General features: G+C 43.1%; 15 protein-coding genes and 1 tRNA gene. 14 read left to right on the top strand and 2 right to left on the bottom strand.

All coding sequences use genetic code 11. From position 1 onward, the window contains the following. Nucleotides 1–5: 5 nt before the first annotated feature. The 6 genes from murC (at nt 6) to lpxC (ending at nt 6,641) form a co-directional block, all read left to right on the top strand. On the top strand, nt 6–1,439 hold the full coding sequence (gene murC / locus MHN30_RS05215) for a UDP-N-acetylmuramate--L-alanine ligase (RefSeq protein ID WP_039494196.1): 1,434 nt from the start codon (nt 6–8) through the stop codon (nt 1,437–1,439). After that, nucleotides 1,436–2,347, top strand: a complete 912-nt coding sequence (locus MHN30_RS05210; protein WP_130164872.1) for a D-alanine--D-alanine ligase — start codon at nt 1,436–1,438, stop codon at nt 2,345–2,347. The genes murC and MHN30_RS05210 overlap by 4 nt, the downstream gene beginning before the upstream one ends. Before the next feature lies 1 nt (nt 2,348). Further along, nucleotides 2,349–3,134: a cell division protein FtsQ/DivIB gene (locus tag MHN30_RS05205; RefSeq protein ID WP_045987930.1), complete on the top strand. Its 786-nt coding sequence runs from the start codon at nt 2,349–2,351 to the stop codon at nt 3,132–3,134. Further along, nucleotides 3,131–4,363 (top strand): cell division protein FtsA, encoded by a 1,233-nt coding sequence (ftsA, locus tag MHN30_RS05200; RefSeq protein WP_239358824.1) that lies wholly within the window; start codon nt 3,131–3,133, stop codon nt 4,361–4,363. Before MHN30_RS05205 ends, ftsA begins: the two co-directional genes overlap by 4 nt. Nucleotides 4,364–4,384: 21 nt before the next feature. Continuing rightward, on the top strand, nt 4,385–5,629 hold the full coding sequence (gene ftsZ, locus MHN30_RS05195) for a cell division protein FtsZ (RefSeq protein ID WP_045987929.1): 1,245 nt from the start codon (nt 4,385–4,387) through the stop codon (nt 5,627–5,629). Between the two features lie 88 nt (nt 5,630–5,717). Further along, nucleotides 5,718–6,641 carry a UDP-3-O-acyl-N-acetylglucosamine deacetylase gene (gene lpxC / locus MHN30_RS05190; protein ID WP_010368639.1) on the top strand — a complete coding sequence of 308 codons (924 nt, stop codon included), beginning with the start codon at nt 5,718–5,720 and terminating at the stop codon, nt 6,639–6,641. Between the two features lie 43 nt (nt 6,642–6,684). On the opposite strand, the gene MHN30_RS05185 is transcribed toward lpxC, so the two are convergent. Further along, nucleotides 6,685–7,170 (bottom strand): DciA family protein, encoded by a 486-nt coding sequence (locus MHN30_RS05185; RefSeq protein ID WP_239358800.1) that lies wholly within the window; start codon nt 7,168–7,170, stop codon nt 6,685–6,687. Nucleotides 7,171–7,653: 483 nt separating this feature from the next. Between MHN30_RS05185 and secA the strand changes: the two genes are divergently transcribed. The 5 genes from secA to MHN30_RS05160 all read left to right on the top strand — a co-directional run bounded on the left by secA (nt 7,654) and on the right by MHN30_RS05160 (nt 17,668). Beyond that, nucleotides 7,654–10,362 (top strand): preprotein translocase subunit SecA, encoded by a 2,709-nt coding sequence (gene secA / locus MHN30_RS05180; RefSeq protein ID WP_130164870.1) that lies wholly within the window; start codon nt 7,654–7,656, stop codon nt 10,360–10,362. Between the two features lie 61 nt (nt 10,363–10,423). Then, entirely contained in the window at nt 10,424–10,816 is a 393-nt protein-coding gene (mutT, locus tag MHN30_RS05175) for an 8-oxo-dGTP diphosphatase MutT (protein ID WP_069020766.1), read from the top strand. Nucleotides 10,817–11,135: 319 nt separating this feature from the next. Beyond that, nucleotides 11,136–13,208 (top strand): M13-type metalloendopeptidase, encoded by a 2,073-nt coding sequence (locus MHN30_RS05170; protein ID WP_130164869.1) that lies wholly within the window; start codon nt 11,136–11,138, stop codon nt 13,206–13,208. Nucleotides 13,209–13,534: 326 nt separating this feature from the next. Next, on the top strand, nt 13,535–16,126 hold the full coding sequence (locus MHN30_RS05165; protein WP_239358798.1) for a family 20 glycosylhydrolase: 2,592 nt from the start codon (nt 13,535–13,537) through the stop codon (nt 16,124–16,126). 240 nt (nt 16,127–16,366) lie between these two features. Continuing rightward, the gene (locus tag MHN30_RS05160; RefSeq protein WP_239358796.1) at nt 16,367–17,668 is read left to right on the top strand and encodes an MFS transporter; all 1,302 of its coding nucleotides are present in this window, start codon (nt 16,367–16,369) and stop codon (nt 17,666–17,668) included. Nucleotides 17,669–18,006: 338 nt separating this feature from the next. On the opposite strand, the gene MHN30_RS05155 is transcribed toward MHN30_RS05160, so the two are convergent. After that, a tRNA-His gene (locus MHN30_RS05155) sits at nt 18,007–18,082 on the bottom strand. Between the two features lie 201 nt (nt 18,083–18,283). Here MHN30_RS05155 and MHN30_RS05150 point away from each other — a divergent pair. The 3 genes from MHN30_RS05150 (at nt 18,284) to MHN30_RS05140 (ending at nt 23,011) form a co-directional block, all read left to right on the top strand. Continuing rightward, entirely contained in the window at nt 18,284–19,102 is an 819-nt protein-coding gene (locus tag MHN30_RS05150; protein WP_010368624.1) for a mechanosensitive ion channel domain-containing protein, read from the top strand. 14 nt (nt 19,103–19,116) lie between these two features. Next, nucleotides 19,117–19,908: a DUF481 domain-containing protein gene (locus tag MHN30_RS05145; RefSeq protein WP_010368621.1), complete on the top strand. Its 792-nt coding sequence runs from the start codon at nt 19,117–19,119 to the stop codon at nt 19,906–19,908. A gap of 412 nt (nt 19,909–20,320) precedes the next feature. Further along, a complete protein-coding gene (locus tag MHN30_RS05140; RefSeq protein ID WP_222242347.1) occupies nt 20,321–23,011 on the top strand; it encodes an SLBB domain-containing protein in 2,691 nt (896 codons plus the stop codon). Nucleotides 23,012–23,026 lie beyond the last annotated feature (15 nt).

Here is a 23,026-nt window from a genome sequence, read left to right as displayed (position 1 = left end):
ATAAAATGGAAGCTTCAAGCAGAAGAGCAATGCGACGTATCAACACCATCCACTTTATCGGGATTGGTGGTGCTGGTATGGGTGGGATTGCAGAAGTGCTGGCCTTTGAAGGTTACCGAATTACAGGCTCAGATATTGCTAAAAGTACGATGACAGAGCGATTAACAAATATGGGCGCCGAGATCTTTATCGGCCACCAAGCTGAAAATGTAAAAATGGCTGATGTGGTTGTGGTATCGAGTGCCATCAACGACCAAAACCCAGAGATCCAAGCGGCGAAGGCAAACCGTACGCCAATCGTTCGTCGCGCCGAAATGCTCGCCGAGTTGATGCGCTTTCGTCACGGGATTGCGGTGGCAGGAACACATGGTAAGACCACAACGACGAGCCTGATCGCGAGTATTTTTGCGCGGGCTGAGCTGGATCCAACCTTTATTATTGGTGGCTTGCTCAATAGTGCTGGCAGTAATGCCAAAGTCGGCAGCAGTGAATACCTTATCGCAGAAGCGGACGAGAGCGATGCGTCGTTTTTGCATTTGCAGCCGATGGTGTCGGTGGTAACAAATATCGAAGAAGACCACATGGATACTTACGACGGTGACTTCGAAAAAATGAAAGACACCTACATCGAGTTTATCCATAACTTACCATTTTATGGTCTGGCGGTGGTGTGTATCGATTCGCCAGTCGTGAGAGAATTATTGCCACGCTTTGCAAGGCCGACCATCACGTACGGTGAGGCTAACGATGCGGATTATCAGTTACTGGACTTCAAGCAAACACAAAGTGAATCACACTTTAAAGTCAGAACCAAAGACGGTGAGTTACTTGAAGTGACACTAAATATGCCAGGTAAGCACAATGCATTGAACGCGCTGGCATCTATTGCGGTTGCAAAAGATCACAATATTGAAAACGAAGCGATTTATCAGGCGCTAGCCAATTTTGAAGGGGTAGGACGTCGCTTCCAGCATTACGGCTCATTCAATAATGAAGTGGGTGAGGTGATGTTGGTTGATGATTATGGCCACCATCCGTCTGAGGTTGCGATGACGATAAAAGCAGCTAAATCTGGTTGGCCTGATAAGCGTTTGGTTATGATTTATCAGCCACATCGCTATAGTCGAACACGCGATTTATATGAAGATTTCGTAAAAGTGCTTTGCGATGTTGATAAACTACTGCTGTTAGATGTATATAGTGCCGGTGAAGCGCCCATCGTTGGTGCGGATAGTAAAAGTTTGTGCCGTAGTCTCCGTCAACGTGGCGTCGAGCCTATCCATATCAGTGACCATGGTGAATTGGCGAAAGTGTTGGCAAGCACCATGGCAGATGGTGACTTAGTGTTGACGCAAGGGGCTGGCAATATAGGTCAAATCGTGAAGCAGTTAGCCGCAACCGGGCTATCGATAGCGCAATTAAAACAGAGTGAATTATGAGTAGTCAGTTTGGAAAAGTAGCCGTATTACTTGGTGGTAGTTCAGCGGAGCGAGAGGTGTCGCTAAAGTCTGGTAATGCAGTGTTAAATGCCTTCGTTAATCAGGGTGTAGATGCGATTGCTTTTGATCCAGCAGAACGTAATTTATGGCAACTTAAAGACCTTGGTGTGGATCGCGTATTCATTGCACTACATGGCCGTGGCGGTGAAGATGGCACTATTCAAGGTGCGCTTGAGTTTATGGGGATACCATATACAGGAAGCGGTGTACTTGGTAGTGCGCTTGCAATGGATAAAGTCCGTTGTAAGCATCTATTTCAGTCTGCCAAGTTAAGTACGGCACCTTATGCTGTCGTAAGCAAAGAGACGGGTTTTGATGCTAAGGCGCTAATCGCTGAGTTTGGCAAAGTCATGGTAAAGCCAAGTCACGAAGGCTCAAGCATAGGTATGGCTCAGGCAGACAGCGAGGAAACCCTGACTGCGGCATTAAATAATGCCTTTAAGTTTGACGATCAAGTTCTCGTTGAACAATGGATCACTGGACGCGAGTTTACCGTGTCTATGCTTGGTAAAGAGGCATTGCCTGTTATTGAAATGCGTACGCCTCGTGGTTTTTACGATTATGAAGCCAAATACCAAGTCAACAGTACTGAGTATTATTGTCCGGCGGATATTAGCGCTGCACACACTGAGCAATTACAAGTGATGGCAAAGCACGCTTTTGAATTGGTTGGTGCCACTGGTTGGGGACGTGTTGACGCCATGCAAGATGAGCATGGTCATTTCTATCTACTCGAAGTAAATACCGTACCTGGTATGACCGAAAAGTCGTTGGTACCGAGGGCAGCAAAAGCAACGGGTGTAAGTTTTGAACAATTAGTTGTTCGCATTTTGGAGCAAACGCTTTAATATGCGAGCATTTTTGGCAGGGTTGAAGCTGATCGGTTCAAGAGTGAACTGGCCCCTTTTTTGGGGACTTGGCTTCTTCTTTGTGGTGATTTTTACATTGGTAAGAGGAACATACTGGGTAAGTGATTGGTTAGTTGCACATCATGATGCGCAAATAAAAACACTCAAAGTGCTCGGTAAACCGCATTATACCAATGAAGATGACATTGTGGCGGCAATTAAAACCGCAGATTTAAATAGTTTTTTTGAGCTTGATGTAAAAGCAGTCCACAAGGCAGTAAAGTCTTTACCTTGGATTGCGACAGTGTCAGTCAGAAAACAATGGCCGGATACGCTGCAAGTCTATGTAGTGGAACATAAGCCGGTTGCGCATTGGAATAGCGATTCATTACTCAATGATGATGGCGAAGTATTCCAAGCGAGCAGTAACAAATTGCCGCAAGGGCTGCCTGAATTATACGGCCCTGAAGGGAGTGCTGAAGAAGCATGGCAAACATTTAAGCAGTTTAAAGCCTTGTTGGCGGTAAATCAGTTTACGTTGGAAAGTTTAGCGCTTTCAGAACGATTTGCTTGGCAGCTATGGCTGGACAATGGGATCCGCTTAAATTTAGGGCGTGAAGATAAAGCCAAACGAGTACAGCGTTTTATTGACGTGTATCCACGTATGGAACGCCCTGAAGGTAAAGTAATCGATGTCATTGATTTACGCTACGACACGGGACTGGCAGTGAGTTGGAAAGAACCTACTGAGCAGCAAGAACAACAAAATAACAAGAGTGAAGCATGACAAAGTCGGCAGAAAGAAACTTAGTGATTGGATTAGATGTTGGCACATCAAAGGTCGTCGCCACAGTTGGGGAGATCACTGTGGACAATCAACTTAGTATTGTCGGTGTCGGACGCCAAGAGTCTCACGGCATGGATAAGGGCGGGGTAAACGATTTAGACCTCGTTTCTGAGTCTATTAAACGCGCTGTAGATGAAGCAGAGCTAATGGCTGATTGTAGAATAAGCTCGGTTTATTTAGGGATTTCAGGCAAACATATTCAGTGTCAAAACGAAAGTGGCGTGGTGGCAATAAATAATGCTGAAGTTACAGACGATGATATTGCCAATGTTATTCACATTGCACGTTCTGTACCTATGTCTGCCGAACGCAAAATGCTGCACTCATTGCCGCAAGAATATAGCATCGACATGCAAGAGGGGATCAAAAACCCGCTAGGCATGAGTGGCGTAAGGATGGAAGCGAAAGCACATATCATTACGTGTTCGAATGACATGGCAAAGAATATTGAAAAGTGTGTTGAACGCTGTGGTTTACAGGTAGACCAATTAACGTTTAACGCCTTGGCGTCATGTTACTCGGTGTTGACTGAAGACGAAAAAGAGCTTGGTGTTGCGGTATTAGATATTGGTGGTGGCACCATGGATATTGCGATTTATGTGAATGGGGCGCTGCGTCATACTGCCGTGGTCCCGGTTGCGGGTAATCAGGTCACTGGCGATATAGCAAAAATATTTAGAACACCTATTTCGCATGCCGAGTCTCTGAAAGTACAATATGCCTTCGCGTCGAGCCAAATGGCATCAAGTGAAGAAACCATCGAAGTACCAAGTGTTGGTGGACGTCCTGCTCGGGTAATGTCTCGTCATACTTTGTCTGAAGTGGTAGAACCAAGATTTAGAGAACTGTTTGAGCTTGCGCAAGAAGAATTACGTCGCTCAGGTTTTGAAGATCAAATTGCGGCAGGTCTTGTTATCACTGGTGGTAGTGCCAAGATGCAAGGTGCACAAGAAGTCGCAGAAGATATATTCCAAATGCCAGTAAGAATAGGGAAACCAATTGGCATTAAGGGGTTAACAGATTATGTGGATGACCCTGCATATGCAACGGCGGTAGGTTTGTTACAATACGGCCGTTCACTACAATCGATGAATGCACAGAAGTCGAAAGTAGATGCAGAGGGGAGTTGGTGGAACCGTGTTACAAAATGGTTCCAAGGCGAGTTTTAATACTCAAGTCGGAGAGTGAAGATGTTTGATATTATGGAACAGCACAGCGAAGAAGCTGTCATTAAAGTCATCGGTGTCGGTGGCGGCGGCGGTAACGCCGTAGAACACATGGTAAACCAAGAAATTGAAGGTGTACGTTTTATCGTAGCGAATACGGACGCACAAGCGTTACGTCGTTCGTCTGCGGATATTACTGTACAGCTGGGGACTCAGATCACCTCAGGTCTTGGAGCTGGCGCAAACCCAGAAGTGGGCCGCAGCGCAGCAGAAGAAGATCTAGAAACCATCAAGAGCAGCCTTGAAGGCGCAGACATGGTATTTATCGCAGCTGGTATGGGCGGCGGTACAGGTACCGGTGCCGCACCTGTTGTTGCACGCGCTGCAAAAGAGCTAGGTATTTTGACTGTGGCTGTAGTAACGCGCCCTTTCGATCTTGAAGGTAAAAAGCGCATGGCTGCGGCTGAGCAAGGTATTGCTGAGTTGTCAGAAATTGTAGATTCACTTATTACAATTCCAAACAACAAATTGCTTAAAGTTCTTGGTAAAGGGACTACACTGCTAGATGCCTTCGCAAAAGCAAATGACGTGCTTTATGGCGCGGTACAAGGTATTGCAGAGTTGATCACACGTTCAGGTCTAATCAACGTTGACTTTGCGGATGTGAGAACCGTGATGTCAGCAATGGGTACTGCAATGATGGGGACAGCTTCGGCAACAGGTCCTGATCGTGCACAAGAAGCTGCGGAAGCCGCGATTTCTAGCCCGCTTTTAGAAGATGTTGACCTAACTGGCGCGAAAGGTATTTTAGTTAATATCACCGCAGGCATGGACATTACTATCGAAGAGTTTGAGGTCGTTGGTAACCATGTTAAAGCGTTAGCGTCAGAGAACGCGACTGTGGTAGTGGGTGCTGTTATTGACCCAGAAATGAGCGAAGAGCTAAGAGTGACCGTGGTTGCTACGGGCTTAGGTGGTGACCGTCGTCCGCAATTTGGTATTGTAGACAATGGCTTTAGACAAGCTTCAGGCTCAGATGCGGTAGGTGGAACACAAACTAGCTCACAAACGAGCATGTATGTGCCAAGCTTTACGCAACCACAAACGTCAGCTGCAGAGCCTGAGCAGCCAGCTGAAGCGCCTGCACCACAAGTGCAAGAGCAGAAGCCACAACAAGCTTCTAGTTCAGCAAGCGCAAAAGGTAGCGACAGTAAAGAAAAAGGTGACTACTTCGATATTCCGGCTTTTTTACGTAAGCAGTCAGACTAAAGTTGGTATAAAAAATAAACAAAGATTGGCAGTTTGGTGGAACTATGTTATACTCCGCCGCCTATCTAGAATTTAAGTGGGCGAATATATGATTAAACAACGTACGATTGCACAAGTCGTTAAAGCCACAGGTGTAGGTTTACACAAAGGTGAAAAGGTCACGATCACTCTCCGACCAGCTGGTGTGAATACAGGTGTTGTATTTCGCCGCGTTGATCTAGACCCTGTTGTTGATTTTGAAACAACACCGGAAGCTGTGGGCGACACGCAACTGTGTACGTGTTTAACAAATAAAGACGGCGTTCGCTTGTCTACTACCGAGCATTTGATTGCCGCGGTGGCTGCGCTTGGGATTGATAACCTCATCGTAGAGCTAGACAGCGCCGAAGTGCCTATTATGGATGGCAGTGCATTGCCATTCATCTACTTAATTCAAAAAGGCGGTATTGAAGAGCAAAACGCTGCCAAGCGCTTTATTCGCATCAAAGAAAAAGTGCGTGTTGAAGATGGCGACAAGTGGGCTGAAATTGAGCCTTACGATGGTTTCCACATCGACTTTGAAATCGACTTCAATCACCCTGCGATCAACGCTAGCCGCCAACGTATTGGATTAGACATTACCGCTCAAAGCTTTACTGAAGAGATCAGTCGTGCTCGTACTTTTGGTTTTATGCGTGATATCGAATACATGCATGCAAACAACCTAGCCTTAGGTGGCAGCATGGATAATGCGGTTGTTTTAGACCAGTTTAAAGTATTAAATCCTGATGGCCTACGCTATGCGGATGAGTTTGTTAAACACAAGATCTTAGACTGTGTGGGTGATATGTTTATGGCAGGTCACAACATTTTAGGTAAGATCTCATGCTATAAATCAGGCCACGGCCTAAACAATATGTTGCTTCGTGAAATCATGGCAACTGAGTCAGCATGGGAGTGGGCAACATTCGAAGAGCCAGTCAGTATGCCAGCGCCAGGAATGGAAGCGGGTATCAATACCGCAACGGCATAAGGCTTTTAAGCCAATAGTTTGATAAAAAAATGACGCTAAGGCGTCATTTTTTTTGCGTTGTGTTTGCGTGTTTAGCGAGTCTTTCCAGTTTCGCCTTAAGCGATGGTGGAGCGGATTGTGCTAGCGCTAGCAAATGCTCGCCAGTGGCTTGGCTCATACTGCGATTAGCTTGATAGGTCGAAGATTGGGATTCCACCTTGTTGGTAAGACGCTGTTGGGCTTCTGGATTAGTGGTAATTTTAACCGATGCACAGTCATGTAACCCAACTTTTCTAAATGCACTGAGAATATCCATTTTCAAAAAGTTTAGCCGAGTAGCAAGCGTTGCAGAAGCCGCTTCTATCGTCAGTGTTCCCTCTTTGTAGTGAGCGACACGGCATTTCTTACTCAAAATAGGGCCTAGCGTGTCTTCCAAACAGCTCTGTAATTGTGCCGCTTGGGCACTTTTTTGGCCATATTGATTGAGCTTATCTGACCACCCACCCATCACTTCATCAAGCGGTTTTGGATTGTAGCGATTTTTAGCCAATGACTTACTTCCCATAGGTTGAAAAATAAAAAATAACCGCCATATCGGGATAATACGGAGTCAATTTACTCCGTACTGGTGGTTTCTCAGTCTTCTAAGTATATCAGAGACAAATTTTTGAGAAATCCAAAAGTACCAACATTTGTTGTCGAAAGCGCTTAGCTCTGCACTCGAATAACTGACTCGAGTTAGGTGCCAACTAAACTTTATCACTTGCAACGGTACGCTTACGCCCAACAGTAAAGATTTCTTGCAATTGAACTTGGTATTATTTACCCAATAAGGTTTGCAGAAACAAAGAGTCTGGTATGATAGGGCATAATTTTAACTCGGCAAGATACAAAATGCTCACTCCTAAATTGGCAAAATGAACACCGTAATTTAGGAACGCTTTTGTCGCCAACAGGACAAGCGCGACCCAGCCTTAACCACATTGGCTTAGAGAGATGGGTCAGCCAATACACAGAGTGAAACGGTTTAAACATGTTAGCAAATATTTTTACCAAAATTTTTGGTAGTCGTAATGATCGCACCATCAAAAACCTAAGAAAAACAGTCGCTTTAATCAATGCGTTAGAAGAACAATACGGCAAATTGAGCGATGAGGAACTAAAAGCAAAAACGGCTGAGTTTAAACAGCGTATTGAGCAAGGTTCAACGCTAGATGATTTATTACCAGAGGCGTTCGCTACGGTGCGTGAAGCATCTAAGCGCGTATTTGGAATGCGTCATTTCGATGTGCAAATGATTGGTGGTATGGTGCTTCACCAAGGTCGTATTTCAGAAATGAGAACGGGTGAAGGTAAAACACTAACAGCAACATTGCCGGCGTATTTGAATGCGGTTTCAGGCAAGGGTGTTCACGTTATTACCGTCAACGACTACTTAGCTAAGCGTGATGCTGAGACCAACCGTCCACTCTTTGAATTCCTAGGTCTTACTGTAGGTTGTAATGTACCAGGCATGATGCCACAGCAGAAAAAGCAAGCCTATGCTGCGGATATCACTTACGGCACCAATAACGAGTTCGGCTTCGATTACTTGCGCGATAACATGGCGTTTAGTGTTGAAGAACGTGTACAACGTCCACTTAACTATGCGGTTGTGGATGAAGTGGATTCAATCCTAATCGATGAAGCGCGTACACCACTGATCATTTCTGGTCCTGCTGAAGATAGCTCTGAGCTTTATGCCGAAATCAATAAAATCGTGCCTGATCTTGTACAGCAAGAAAAAGAAGACGAAGAAGGCGTGGAAGGCGATGGCGATTTCACCATTGATGAAAAAGGTAAACAAGTTCACCTTACCGAGCGTGGTCAAATCAAAGTTGAAGAATTACTGACTGAACGTGGTTTGATTGAAGAGGGTGACTCGCTTTACTCGGCAGGTAATATTTCACTACTTAGCCATGTTTACGCAGCACTTCGTGCTCACAAGCTATATCAAAAAGACGTGGATTATGTTGTAAAAGATAATGAAGTTATCATTGTTGACGAGCACACTGGCCGTACGATGGAAGGACGTCGTTGGTCTGAGGGTCTTCACCAAGCCGTTGAAGCGAAAGAAGGGGTTCGTATTCAGAACGAAAACCAAACCTTGGCTTCAATCACATTCCAGAATTACTTCCGTTTGTATAACAAGCTTGCAGGTATGACAGGTACAGCGGACACTGAAGCGTTCGAATTCCAGTCAATCTATGGCCTAGATACGGTCGTTATCCCAACCAATAAACCTATGGTGCGTGATGACCGTGCAGATCTTGTATATTTGACGCAAGAAGAGAAATTTGAAGCCATTCTTGAAGACATTCGTTCTTGCCAAGAACGTGGTCAGCCTGTATTGGTGGGTACGGTATCTATCGAAAGTTCTGAGTATCTTTCTCACTTCCTTCGCAAAGAAAAAATTGACCATAACGTACTGAATGCGAAATTCCACGCCCAAGAAGCGGATATTATCGCGGACGCGGGTCTACCGGGCAAGGTAACGATTGCGACGAATATGGCTGGTCGTGGTACGGATATCGTACTGGGTGGCAGCTGGCAGTCGGATGTTGAAAAACTAGAAAACCCGTCAGAAGAGCAAATAGCAGAAATTAAAGCCGCTTGGAAAGCGCGTCATGATGCAGTACTGGCTTCTGGTGGTTTACACATTATTGGTACAGAACGTCACGAATCGCGTCGTATCGATAACCAGTTGCGTGGTCGTGCAGGTCGTCAAGGTGATGCTGGTTCAAGCCGCTTCTACCTATCGATGGATGACGCATTGATGCGTATCTTCGCAGGTGAGCGTATGACTAACATGATGCGTAAACTAGGTATGCAACGTGGTGAAGCCATTGAACACCCATGGGTTAACCGTGCAATTGAAAACGCCCAGCGTAAAGTGGAAGCGCGTAACTTTGATATTCGTAAACAATTACTTGAATACGATGACGTTGCGAACGATCAACGTAAAGTGGTTTACGAACAACGTAACGAACTACTTGAAGAAGGCGATATCTCAGAGACGATCACGGCTATTCGTGAAGATGTATTGAATGCGACTATTGATCAGTATATTCCACCGCAAAGTCTGGCGGAAATGTGGGACATCCCAGCACTTGAAGAACGCTTGAAAAACGACTTCCATGTTGAGCTTCCGATTGCTAAATGGCTTGAAGAAGACAGCAAACTATATGAAGAAATGCTACGCGATCGTATCGTAGAAGACGTGGATAAAGCGTACAAGCAAAAAGAAGAGATGGTAGGTCCAGATGTGCTACGTCACTTCGAAAAAGCGGTTATGTTACAAAGCCTAGATCAGCATTGGAAAGATCACTTAGCGGCAATGGATCATCTTCGCCAAGGTATTCATTTACGTGGTTATGCGCAGAAGAATCCGAAGCAAGAATATAAGCGTGAGTCGTTTGAGTTATTCTCACAAATGCTTGAAAACTTGAAGATTGACGTTGTTGGCGTACTAAGTAAAGTTCAGGTTCGTGCGGAGGAAGATGTTGAGAAGGTTGAAGAACAACATCGTAAGAGTGAGCAAGCACCGCGTGAATATCAACATGAAGAGGTTGAGCGCGTAGGTGGTGATGCACCGGAAGGCGTGTCTGTTGCCCATCGAAATGAGCCAAAAGTAGGTCGTAACGATCCTTGTCCTTGTCAATCAGGCAAGAAGTTTAAGCAGTGTTGCGGCAAACTAAAATAATTGGCTAAATCTAAATTTGTATAAAAAGCGACGCTAAGTCGCTTTTTTTATGGAGAAAATGATGCAAAAAAAACGTGTTGAAGTCGCTGTTGGTGTGATTGAAAAAAATCAGCAAATCTTTGTCTGCTTAAGAGGTGAAGAGCAACATCAAGGTGGACTTTGGGAATTCCCAGGTGGGAAAATGGAAGTGGGCGAAGATGTGTTTTCGGCATTGAAACGTGAGCTACAAGAAGAGGTTGGCATTGAGATCTATAACTCATCTGAGCTAATGCGCATTGAGCATGACTATGCTGATAAGGCGGTATGCTTATACATTCATCATGTTGAGGATTTTTCCGGTGAAGCTCATGGCGCAGAAGGGCAGCCTTCTAAATGGGTTGCAGTCGAGCAGTTACATGAGCTCGCGTTTCCTGAGGCCAATAGAGCAATCGTTGAGTTACTACAAGCCCGCTAAAGTAAGTGACAAACTTTGTTACTAAATTCAGCACTCTGAGTCATAGTCATTCACTATGTGCATAGGTAGACTAGTGAATGACCGCTTACGTGTAAATAAACATCAGCCAACGATTCTCGTTACTCTGAGGTTTGATAGGAAACACAGCTAGAAGGAATTCTTTTCAAGCCACAAAGGATATGTCTATATTACATTCATCTATATGCAATTGACCTGCTTGATTATTTAAGCTGAGGTTTGGATAAGTAATTTGAGCATTATTTTATCTAGATGAATGGGATACGACGTTTACAAGCGAAACTCTATCAGGGGAATAAAAATGAAAAAACTATCATTGACCGCTGCAAGTGTTGCACTTGCATTGGGATTGATTGGTTGTAGCGAACAACCGCAAACACAACAACAAAAACCAGCGGAACAAGCCGAAGCACAAAAGGCGGTTTTGAATTCTGGTATCGAATTGGAAAATATTGATAAATCAGTGCGTGCACAAGATGATTTTTACTTTCACGTTAATGGTCACTGGTTAGAAAAAACCAAAATCCCTGCAGATAAGTCAAATTATGGCTCTTTCTCGCAGCTCTATGATGAGTCGCAAAAAGCACTGCGTAAAGTACTGGAAGATGCTGCAAATAATGCATCTGCAAAAGCGGGTAGCGATGAACAGAAGCTGGGTGCGTTTTATCAAAGCTATATGGATGAAGGGGCGAGAAACGAGCTGGGCTTAAACCCAGTTAAGCCTTATCTGAAAGAAATTCAAGACTTGAAGAGTAAGTCGGAGCTACCAGCTATCTTTGCTAAAATGCGTTTAACGGGGGCAAGTACACCGTTTGGTTGGTACGTTAATAATGATGCCAAAAATTCAAGCGAAAATGCACTTTATATGTTCCAGTCAGGGCTTGGTTTACCAGATCGCGATTACTATCTGAAAGATGACGAAAAATTCAGTAAGATCCGTGAACAGTACCAGCTTTACATTGAACAGTTGTTGGCTAAGGCTGGTCATAAAAATCCAGGCCAAGCTGCACTGAATATTGTAGCGTTAGAGAAGCAAATTGCCGAGGCGCAATGGACACGTGTTGAAAGCCGCGACGCGACTAAAACCTATAACAAGCTAAGCAATGATGCGTTTAATCAATTAATGCCAGACTTTGATACGTCAGCATTTCTAACTGCGCTTGGTATCAAAGCTGATTCACTTATTGTAAGCCAACCTAGTTTCTTTGAAGGGCTATCAAAAATCATCGCTGATTCAAAGCTAGAAGCTTGGCAAGACTATTTAACATTCCACTTTACCAATGACTACGCTGAGTTACTAAGTAAAGATGTAGTTGACCTTAAGTTTGGGTTCTTTGGTAAAACATTGACGGGTGTAGAGGAACAAGCGCCAACGTGGAAAAAAGCGGTGGATGCGAGTAATTCTGTGTTAGGTGAAATGTTAGGCAAGATTTACGTAAAGTCTTATTTTCCACCAGAAGCGAAAGCGCGTATGGAAGAGTTGGTTGCTAACCTTATTAAAGGTTTTGATCAAGCAATTGACGGCCTAGAGTGGATGAGTGCTGAAACAAAAGTAGCAGCAAAAGACAAGCTCAATAAGTTTACGCCAAAGATTGGCTATCCTGACAAATGGAAAGATTACTCAGCACTTGAAGTAAGCCCTGATGATCTAGTCGGTAACTATGTACGCTATAGCCAATTTGCTAATCAGGAAATGATCGATAAATTAGGCAAGCCTGTGGACCGTAGCGAGTGGTTGATGACACCACAAACGGTGAACGCGTACTATAACCCAGTGAATAACGAGATTGTATTCCCTGCTGCGATTTTACAGCCACCATTCTTTAACCTAGAAGCGGATGATGCAGTAAACTACGGTGCAATCGGTGCGGTTATCGGTCACGAATTAGGTCACGGCTTTGACGACCAAGGTGCGAAGTACGATGGTGATGGTAACCTACGTAATTGGTGGAGTGAGTCTGACCTTTCACAATTCGAAGCGCGTAGCCAAAAGCTGGTTGAGCAGTTTAATGGTTTTAAACCATTTGAAGACGCTGGTGTTAATGGTCAACTGACACTGGGTGAAAATATTGGTGATCTAGGCGGATTAACTGTCGCTTATAAAGCGTACCAAATTTCACTAGGCGATCAAAAAGCGCCTGTTATTGACGGTTACACAGGAGAGCAGCGCTTCTTTATGGGCTGGTCACAAATTTGGCGTCGCAAATACCGCGATGAAGAGCTGCGTAATCGTCTGATGACAGATCCGCATTCACCAAGTCATTATCGAGTGATTGGTGTGCTGCCGAATATGCCAGAGTTCTATAAGGCATTTGATGTGAAAGAAGGCGATAAGATGTATCTTAAACCAGAAGACAGAGTGAAAATCTGGTAATTTCACATTATGAATTCGTGGCGGTTTTATTGTGTTCTTTCAGTAAATCCGCCGCTTTTTACGACATCCAATTACAATTCTCTGAACTTCTCACAAAATATCACACTCAATTCAGCACTTTCTACAAGCACTCGCTATTTCCAAGGTCAAGTTCATCGCTATTTGATGGTATTTACAGCCAAATCAGAGTAGCTTCATTTTGTCTAACACAAGGATATGAAAAAATAATGATAGCGCTGTCATTTTAACTTTTATATGATGTTTAGGAACAATAAGTGATTAAATGATGTTCATTTTGAATTGAACATGAAGACTGGGAGCAAAAGATGAGAATAAAAACGACTTTGCTTGGGGCGATAATTGCTGGGTGCTCGTTCTATACACACGCATCATTTACGCAGCAGCAGTTAGCGCAATTTGCAAGTGACACGCATTTTGAATTTGCGGTAGAAAATAACTTCAGTAATGGTGCTGGGGGCTTTAGCGGTGCTATTACACTGACTAACAATTCAAAAGTTGATCTACCAAAAGGACAAAGCGATTGGCAAATCTACTTGCACTCAGTTCGTCATATTTCAACAGAAACAGCTGAAGGTTTACGCTTTGAGCATATTAATGGCGACCTTCATAGTATAACTCCTACCGATTCGTTTGCTGGCTTAAAAGCCGGTGAAAAGCTCAAGTTAGCTTTTGATGGTTCGGCTTGGATTGCTGCATACAGCGATTTTATGCCGCGTGCCTTTATTGTGTCAGGTAAAAATAAGCCGGTCATTTTTGCAAATACTGATACAGAAGATATGACGCAGTTCGTTGCGCCATTTGAGCGTGAGAATCAGCTGAAGAGATACAATACACCTACCGATTACACGCAGATAGCGAACGCAGCGCTGCGTTTTGAACGTAATCAAAGCAATATTTCGGTCTCAAAAGAAGATGCGCTAAGACGTATCATTCCAAAGCCTGAGCATATCGACTTTAATCGTGGCGAAATCACCCTTAACAAAAACTGGCAGATCCGCTTTGCCGGACGTTTGAAGTCAGAAGTCGCCGTTTTTCAAGAAGACTTGTCAGAGTATGGGCTGGATTTACGAGCCGAAGCTAATCACGTGCCTGAAGAGAACATCCCAACGATCCGCCTTAAAGTTGCGAAAAGTCTAGGGCGCGATTATGACTACAACCAAGCCGGATCATATACATTAGATATTGATGATGATGTGATTGAAATCACGGGTATTGATAACGCCGGTGTGTTTTACGGTATTCAAAGTTTGCTTGCGCTATTTCCAGCCGATAGTAAAAATGAAATTACCTTGTCTCACGTAGAGATCAAAGACTCTCCGCGCTTTAGCTGGCGTGGTATGCATTACGACAATGCCCGCAACTATCATGGTAAAGATGCGTTATTTAAATTAATTGAACAGATGGCGCGTTATAAATTAAATAAGTTCCACTGGCACTTTTCAGATGATGAAGGTTGGCGCTTGGAGATCCCAGGACTGCCGGAGTTAACAGAAGTCGGCGCATTTCGTTGTTTTGATTTACAAGAGCGTGAGTGCTTACTGACTCAACTGGGCACCGGTCCTTTCAAAACGGGAAGTGGAAATGGTTACCTTTCTCGCGAAGACTTTGTCGAGTTACTTAAATTTGCCACTGCGCGTCATATCGAGATCATTCCAGAAATCGAAAGCCCTGGGCATGCTCGTGCTGCGATTAAGTCCATGGAAGCGCGTTATCACAAATTGATGGAAGCAGGTAAAGCGCAAGAGGCCAAAGCCTATCTTCTGAACGACATTGATGACACTTCAAAGTATCTAACCGTGCAACTCTATACTGATAACTCTATTAATGTATGCTTGGACTCAAGCTATGCCTTTATGGAGAAGGTGGTATATGAGCTGCAAGAAATGTATCGCGATGCTGGCACTATGCTAACGACAGTCCATTTTGGTGGCGATGAGGTTGGAAAGGGCTCATGGACTGAGTCACCTGCATGTAATGAGTTATTTGCGGTAGCCGACAATGGGGTCGCTGGACCCAATGATTTAAAACCATACTTTACTCAAAAAGTAGCAAAATTGCTTGCTAAGCGTGGGATCACCCCTGCCGCTTGGGAAGATGGTTTAATGTATAACACTACGACGACCTTTAAACGTGATGAATTCCCAAATCCACAGTTTTTGGTAAATACTTGGGATAACATTTGGGAGTGGGGTGTTGCAGACAGAGCTCACCGTTTTGCAAACAACAATTACCAAGTTATTTTGTCTCACGGTACTCATTTGTACTTTGATCACCCTTACGAAGCGCACCCTGAAGAGCGCGGCTATTATTGGGCAACTCGTTATACAGATACGAAAAAAGCATTTTCATATATGCCAGATAATATTTATGCGAATGCGGACTTCACGCGAAACCGTGAGCCTATCGTGAATCTAGAAGCCTTAGTTGGTCGAGAGTTACCGGCGCTTGAGAAGCCGCAAAATATTCTTGGTATGCAAGGGCAAATATGGAGTGAGACCATTCGCTCGGAAGACCAAGTGTTACGATTGATTTTCCCTCGTTTGCTTTCGCTTGCAGAGCGCGCTTGGCATAAAGCGGATTGGGAAGGGCGTCGTATTAACCAAAAAGAGCTAAACAAAGACTTCTCAACCTTCGCAGCAGCCTTGTCTTTAAAAGAAATTGCAAAGTTGCAAAACGATGGCATTAAGCCAAACCTTCCTGTTCCTGGTGCCAAAGTGGTGCTTGGTAAACTTGAAGCGAATAGTGCGTTTCCCTATCTGGCAATAGAAGTGAGCTTAGACAATGGTGAATCTTGGCAGCCTTATACTGATCAGATGAGTGTCTCAGATGAAAGTAAGGTATTGTTGAGAACGCGAGCCGGAGAAAAAAATACGAGCCGTGTCACAGGGTTGAAATAAACCCTCGTATTCAGTTTATCGCAAAAAAGGGCAATGGCCCTTTTTTGGTGATAATTTTGCTCAAATTCTAACTGGTAATGAAATAGATTTTAACGTAAAGTTAAATGTCAGCGCTGTCATTTTTCTGGATCTATGCCAAATTGAGCACATAAAGCGCAAAAATAATAATCCAAATTAACTTTGTACATTGCTGAGTTTGCTTCAAAACTGCAATGTACCCCTAGCAACAAGAAGAGTTTTATGGAAGCGACAGTGGATAAAGAACAACTCGCCAAACAAAGCGTCTGGCTACCTATGACACTCGCAGGGTCAATGTTTTTCATATTGGGCTGCATTACTTGGTTAAATGGGGCTATTACGCCATTCTTACAACAGATGTTGGAGCTATCACCGCTCCAAGCTTCATTTATCATTTCTTCTTTCTATATTGCAGTGACGATCGCTGGTATCCCATCAGCGATGCTGATCAAAAAAGTCGGTTACAAAAATGGTATGGCTATCGGTTGCGCGATTATGGCTTTATCTGCATTGATGTATATTCCTGCTGCAAAAATGCAAATGATCGAAATCTTCCTATTTGCTCAGTTAATGATAGGTGTTGGTCAAACTGTGTTGCAAACCGCTGTAAATCCATATGTGGTAAAAATGGGTTCTGAAGAATCAGCGGCTGTACGCGTATGTATTATGGGTTTACTCAATAAGTCTGCGGGTGTAATCGTACCTATCGTATTTGCAGCTGTTGTGGTCAGCGGCGTAGTAAATGAAGGTGAAGCACTGTCACAAGTTCAAAAGGACGCGATGGCAAACAGCTTGATTGCTCCATATATGAGTATTGCAGGTTTAATCTTCTTATTTGCTTTATTTGCAAAAGTATCGCCGCTTCCAGATCTTGTATTTGAAGAAGAAGCCTCAACAGGTAAGGGTGAAGTAAAAGAAGCGCTTAGTCATCCTCATTTAGCGCTAGGCGTTATTGGTATTGCGTTATATGTTGCAGTTGAAGTTATTGCCGCCGATACGATTGGTTCATATGCATTACAGTTAGGGATCGCTGATTACTCTGTGATGACGTCATATACCATGGGCTGTATGTTAATCGGTTATGCGATCGGGATCGCGACTATTCCACGCTTTATGTCACAGCAAACTGCGCTCGTGATGTCAGCGATTGCAGGTATAATCACCGTTTTTGCTGTTGTTTTAGGCTGTAATGAGTCATACTTCCTATCGAATATACTATTGGTACCTTTTGGTGGACCTCACTTACCAGATCCGCTATTGTGTATTGCGTTGTTGGGTTTTGCTAATGCCATGGTATGGCCTGCAATTTGGCCTTTAGCACTTGATGGCTTAGGGCGCTTAACAGGCACTGCATCAGGCCTACTTATTATGGGTATTGCCGGTGGCGCACTTGGACCATTGCTTATCGGTTTAGGCAACGTTGCTGGACTAGGTGCTCAAGGTGCGTACAGTTTAATGCTACCTAGCTACTTATTCATTCTCTTCTATGCATTGAAGGGTCATAAAATGAGAAGCTGGAAGTAATACAGAATTTCTATGTATGTAGAAATAATCCCGTGTGTGATGCCACCTGAATAAGGTGGCATTTTTTATGCCTAAATCACTCCCTTATCTGCAAAACCGGCTTAATGCTGAGATCTTATTCGCGATATAAAATCGCTGCTACGCAGATGTTTGGCGCTTGTTGTTTGGTGCTTATTGTGTGGTGTTGGTCGTGTAGGAGCTACTTTATGTAGCGAGGGTTTAATTCTTAAGTCGCGATATAAAATCGCTGCTACGCAGATGTCTGGTGCTTGTTGTTTAGTGTGTAGGGGTGCTATGTGCGTAAAAATAAAAAATGTGGAATATATTTATAGAAAGAGTGGGGCGACTGATGGGGCTCGAACCCACGACAACCGGAATCACAATCCAGGGCTCTACCAACTGAGCTACAGCCGCCACAAAAGACTTGAACACCTTGTCTGGTGTGGCGCGCATAATACATAAGTTTTTTCCAAATGCAAAGGGAAATATCGAAAAAACTTAATAAAAGTTTTTTTTCGGAGATTATTTCCTCATACAGCAAATATTCATATATCCTATGTATGATCCAGCCGATCTAATGATAAATAACTGCTTAATATAAAAAGGGGGATGAGTATGGAAGCTGTTTGGAAATGGGTTAATGAGAACTCAGATTTAATCTTACACTATGTGCTTCAAGGCGTTATAGCTCTAATAATTTTCTTCGTTGGCTTAAAACTAGCTAAGCTCAGTGCTGATCTCACCGAAAAAGCATTTGGTAAACGCAAAGTAGATAAAGCGGTAGGCTCATTCGTTGCCAATATTGCTTATGCGATTGTGTTTGCCGCGACACTGCTTATGGCATTATCTCAGGTTGGTATCGAAACCACCTCATTCATTGCTATTCTAGGTGCAGCAGGTTTGGCTGTTGGTCTTGCGCTGCAAGGTTCACTTTCTAATTTTGCGTCTGGTGTACTTATTATTATGCTACGCCCGTTCAAGTCAGGTGACTATATTGAAGCGGGCGGTAGAGCGGGTAGTGTACAAAAGATAGAAATCTTCTCTACTGAGCTACGTACTCCTGATAACAAAGTGATTGTAATGCCAAACTCTTCTATTATGTCTGGTGCAATCGTTAACTACTCGCGTGAAAAAACACGTCGTATTGACCTTGTTATTGGTGTTGGTTATGACGCAGATCTAAGAGAAGCAAAAGCAGTATTAAAGTCTGTACTAGATAATGAACCAAGAATTCTTAAAGAACCTGCGTACAATGTTGCGGTACTAGAGCTTGCGGATTCAAGTGTTAACTTTGTCGTTCGCCCTTGGGTTAAAACAGAAGAGTACTGGCCAACGTATTTCACACTTGTGGAAAATATTAAAATTGCGCTAGACGAAGCCGATATCACCATTCCATTCCCGCAAATGGATGTTCACCTACACAAAGATCAGTAAAAGGTTAGTTAGAAATGAAATTAAAGGTTTTAACCTGTTGTATTCTTGTTGCAGCAAGCGCTAATGCAGCGGCAGAAAGCAAAGCTAAGAAGCCAAAGAAAGTTTGGGATGTAACCAGTGAAGTGGGTGCGATTATCACCAGTGGTAACACAGAAACAACAACCCTAAAAGGTGGGATCAAAGCTAAGCACAACCTAACTAACTGGAACAACGAGTACAAGTTAGATGGCTTCTATAAAGAAGATACGCGTGAAAATGATGCCGGTGTAGATGTTACGTCTCGTACTAACGAAAAATACTCAGCGTCAGTTCAAGGTAACTACAAGTTAAATGAAGATAACAGCCACTTATTCGTGTTTGGCTCTTATGTTTCAGACTACTTTGGTGCTTACCGTAGTGAAGCGGTTATTTCAGTGGGTTACGGTCAACGTTTATTCGAAAATGATGACATGTATCTTAACGCTGAAATTGGTCCCGGTGTAAAGCGCTTTGAGCATCAAGACGATAGCACTGAACTTGACGATGACGGTGAATTACTTGCTGGTACTTCTGAAAGCGAGTTCATCGGTGTTGGTAAACTAGACTACCAATGGCAGATCTCAGAAAACGCACGCTTTACGCAGCTTATCGCGATTGAATATGGTGATACCAACACCAAGACGACGTCTGAGACGGCATTGTTGACCAAAATCAACGGCTCTCTGCAGATGAAAGTGGCATACAACATCATCCACAACTCAGACGTAGCAGACGATAAAGAAAATACTGATACAGAAACCTCACTTACTTTGGTTTACAGTTTTTAAGGTGTAAATCTGTTCAGGTAAATAATGATGTTTAAACTAGCTAGGCTGAGGTCTTCCGTTTAAACATCATTATTAGTTTAAAGAATTTAGTCCTCCCGTTTAGTTAAACACATTAACTAATTTGAACTAGCGATAAGCTGTGAGCTAACGCATTGAAATTAATAGGCCACTTATGCAGGTTACTCTATTCAGATGCTACTTTCTGACTCGAGATTAATAACGGGGGCCATAGCTTAGAATAACAACAGCTAGAAAATAAGTAGCTATCCCAAATTTAGTCTAACTGCTTCCCAGGTTGGTGTGGTTACACAATATAACAGAATGCACACTCCTCCCCGATTTGGATTTTTGAATAACTAGTGTAGAATACGCGTCTATTTATGAATTTCACTTACACAGGATGAAGTAAGGCATGTTGGTAAACCGTCTTCTTTTATTACTAATAATGCTATTTGCCTGCTCCGCAGCCGCTTTTACTCCAACAAAGCAGCAAATAGAACAGTTTAAAAAACTACCGAAAAGTCAACAACAATTGCTTGCCAAGCAGTACGGTATTGATATCAGTACACTAAACTCTTCTAGTGGTGGTACAACAGAAAACCAAAAGCCAGAAGCAGTCAATATGCCACAACTACAGCCTGAGAAAGACTATCTATCAAATGAAGAAAAGCGCTTCAAACCTGAGCAAGAGGTTTTAAAACCTTTTGGTAGTGAGTTGTTTAGTGGTAATACATTTGCAGAGAACGACGTAAGTAATGTTTCTGTTCCACAGGACTATATCTTGGGAGCAGGCGATCAACTTAAGGTCAGTTTTTTCGGCCAACAAAGCTTTGAAGAAATAGTCGAAGTTGATGGTGAGGGCCATGTCAAACTTTCAGAGTTGGGGCCTGTTAGTGTTACTGGAATGCAATATAGTGAATTTAAAAAATTATTGCAGGATAAGGTATCAAGAGAGCTTATTGGTACTTCAGTTTACGTATCCCTTACAGCGCTGAAAAAAATTCGGGTTTTAGTGGTTGGAGAAGTGAAAAGGCCTGGAAGTTACACTTTATCGTCTTTGTCAAATATCACTCATAGTATATATACCAGCGGTGGATTAACTGATATCGGCTCTTTTCGTAATATTCAGTTAAAGCGTAAGGGGGAAGTCGTAAAAACACTGGACCTTTATGACCTATTACTAAGTGGTGATAATGCAGACGATGCACCGCTTAGAGCTGGAGATACCGTATTTGTACCAAGTCTGAAAAGCCAAGTGCGACTTGAAGGTGCAGTTAGACGAGAAGCTATATTCGAAGTTAAAGAAGGCGAATCATTAGCTGACTTGATGATAATGTCTGGTGGTATGAGTGCAACAGCGTTTAAAAATTCGGTGATGATTAGCCGCTATACTAACGGTACACGAACTGTGATTGGTGTTGAGAGGAGTGAGTTTGCAAGTACGAAGCTCAAAGATGGTGATGCTGTTAAGGTTGATAAAACGGGGACTCATTTTGATAATGAAGTGACGTTGATTGGTGCCGTTGTAAGGCCCGGTAAATACGCTTGGAAACCAGGGTTGACCATCAGTGAATTATTTAATAACTCATTGCATTCAGTTCTTCCTCAGGCTGATACGGGGTATGGGTTGGTTGTGCGAGGAGGGCGTTTTGAAAAAGTATCTCTGGTACAGTTTAATTTACTAGAGCAGTTAAGCTCCAATACCGATAATAAAGGCCTTGTCGAACTGCAAAGTGGCGATAAAGTGTTCATTTTTAGCCGTTTTCAATATCTCAATGAGGAGAAAGATGCGCTAAAAGCATTAGATTTAACTGCTGATGAGCTAGAGCAACAAGAAAAAACAAAACTATGGCACTTATATGAAAATGAGTTGTTTAAGGCATTTGTGGACACCGAAGCCATTACAACGCTAAATCAGGGGCAAAAAAACCAAGTCGCCGCGGAAGATTTTGAAGAAAAAAGTGAGCCTGAAAGCGAAAACTGGTCCTTTATGTTACCAGAAGACGCGAAAGTAGAATTGGATGCTAAAACTGAGCTACCAAGTCCGTTTTCTAGAATATCTTTATTGGAGCCTGTAATTAGGCAACTACAACAGCAAGCAACACCACAGCACCCATTAGAAATTGTAACAATTCAGGGGCGTGTAAAGTACCCTGGTAATTATCCAATAGCTAGTAATTACACTGTGAAAGATGCCATAGATGCGGCAGGTGGGTTGCTCGAATCCGCCTATTTAGGTTTAGCCGAGTTGACAACGTTCAAAAATGATGAATCGATGAGCGTAGAGCATAGATCTTTCAATTTGGCTAAAGAGTTGAAACAGCAGTCTATTACCATTAAGAGTAAAGATGCCATAAACATATTGTCAGTTCCAAAATGGATGGATGAAAACCAAGTTACAGTTAAGGGGGAAGTGAAGTTCCCTGGAACATACACAATCAAGCGTGGTGAAACATTGAATGATGTGCTTGCACGTGCGGGGGGGCTGACGGAGTTCGCTTCGATAGACAGTGCTGTATTTACAAGGGAAGAGATAAAGAATCAAGAACAGGAACAACTCAAACGGTTAACTGAAAACCTAAAGCGAGAAATTGCATCTAAGAGTCTTCAACCTAGCGCTGAAAATATTGCTTACTCTGAAGTTAAACAGCTACTCAAAGATTTAAGTACGATTAAAGCGCAAGGTAGATTGGTAATCAACCTGCCTAGTATTATGGATGGCAGACAATCCTTAGTATTACAAGATGGGGATACTCTTTATATTCCGCAAGAAAGAGACTCCATTAGTGTTATTGGTGAGGTGAATTATCCGGCTTCTCATTTGTTTGAACAAGGTTTGAGCCTTTCTGAGTATCTAGAGCGTAGCGGTGGTATTAAAGAATTGGCTGATGAAGAGAGAATATACATCATCAAAGCCAATGGCTCCGTTATCATTCCAAAAAATAACTGGTTTGCAGTAAATCGTGAAGACACACTCACTGCAGGGGATACCATTGTAGTTCCTCTTAATTCTAACTACATGGACAACTTAACGCTTTGGAGTACTACTACCCAAATTATTTATCAACTTGGTGTTGCTGCGGCAGCTATCAACAATATTTAATTTAGGGAACTTTCT

This window comes from Pseudoalteromonas sp. OF7H-1 (assembly GCF_022347825.1).
Classification (GTDB): Bacteria; Pseudomonadota; Gammaproteobacteria; order Enterobacterales; family Alteromonadaceae; genus Pseudoalteromonas; species Pseudoalteromonas maricaloris.
Note: the sequence above shows the minus strand (reverse complement) of the source record. Positions and strands in the feature narration are given on the sequence as shown.

Bases quoted from the DNA above. Each gene is read 5' to 3' on its own strand.
- murC (WP_039494196.1), top strand. From the start codon at position 6: ATGGAAGCTTCAAGCAGAAGAGCAATGCGACGTATCAACACCATCCAC.
- MHN30_RS05210 (WP_130164872.1), top strand. From the start codon at position 1,436: ATGAGTAGTCAGTTTGGAAAAGTAGCCGTATTACTTGGTGGTAGTTCA.
- MHN30_RS05205 (WP_045987930.1), top strand. From the start codon at position 2,349: ATGCGAGCATTTTTGGCAGGGTTGAAGCTGATCGGTTCAAGAGTGAAC.
- ftsA (WP_239358824.1), top strand. From the start codon at position 3,131: ATGACAAAGTCGGCAGAAAGAAACTTAGTGATTGGATTAGATGTTGGC.
- ftsZ (WP_045987929.1), top strand. From the start codon at position 4,385: ATGTTTGATATTATGGAACAGCACAGCGAAGAAGCTGTCATTAAAGTC.
- lpxC (WP_010368639.1), top strand. From the start codon at position 5,718: ATGATTAAACAACGTACGATTGCACAAGTCGTTAAAGCCACAGGTGTA.
- secA (WP_130164870.1), top strand. From the start codon at position 7,654: ATGTTAGCAAATATTTTTACCAAAATTTTTGGTAGTCGTAATGATCGC.
- mutT (WP_069020766.1), top strand. From the start codon at position 10,424: ATGCAAAAAAAACGTGTTGAAGTCGCTGTTGGTGTGATTGAAAAAAAT.
- MHN30_RS05170 (WP_130164869.1), top strand. From the start codon at position 11,136: ATGAAAAAACTATCATTGACCGCTGCAAGTGTTGCACTTGCATTGGGA.
- MHN30_RS05165 (WP_239358798.1), top strand. From the start codon at position 13,535: ATGAGAATAAAAACGACTTTGCTTGGGGCGATAATTGCTGGGTGCTCG.
- MHN30_RS05160 (WP_239358796.1), top strand. From the start codon at position 16,367: ATGGAAGCGACAGTGGATAAAGAACAACTCGCCAAACAAAGCGTCTGG.
- MHN30_RS05150 (WP_010368624.1), top strand. From the start codon at position 18,284: ATGGAAGCTGTTTGGAAATGGGTTAATGAGAACTCAGATTTAATCTTA.
- MHN30_RS05145 (WP_010368621.1), top strand. From the start codon at position 19,117: ATGAAATTAAAGGTTTTAACCTGTTGTATTCTTGTTGCAGCAAGCGCT.
- MHN30_RS05140 (WP_222242347.1), top strand. From the start codon at position 20,321: ATGTTGGTAAACCGTCTTCTTTTATTACTAATAATGCTATTTGCCTGC.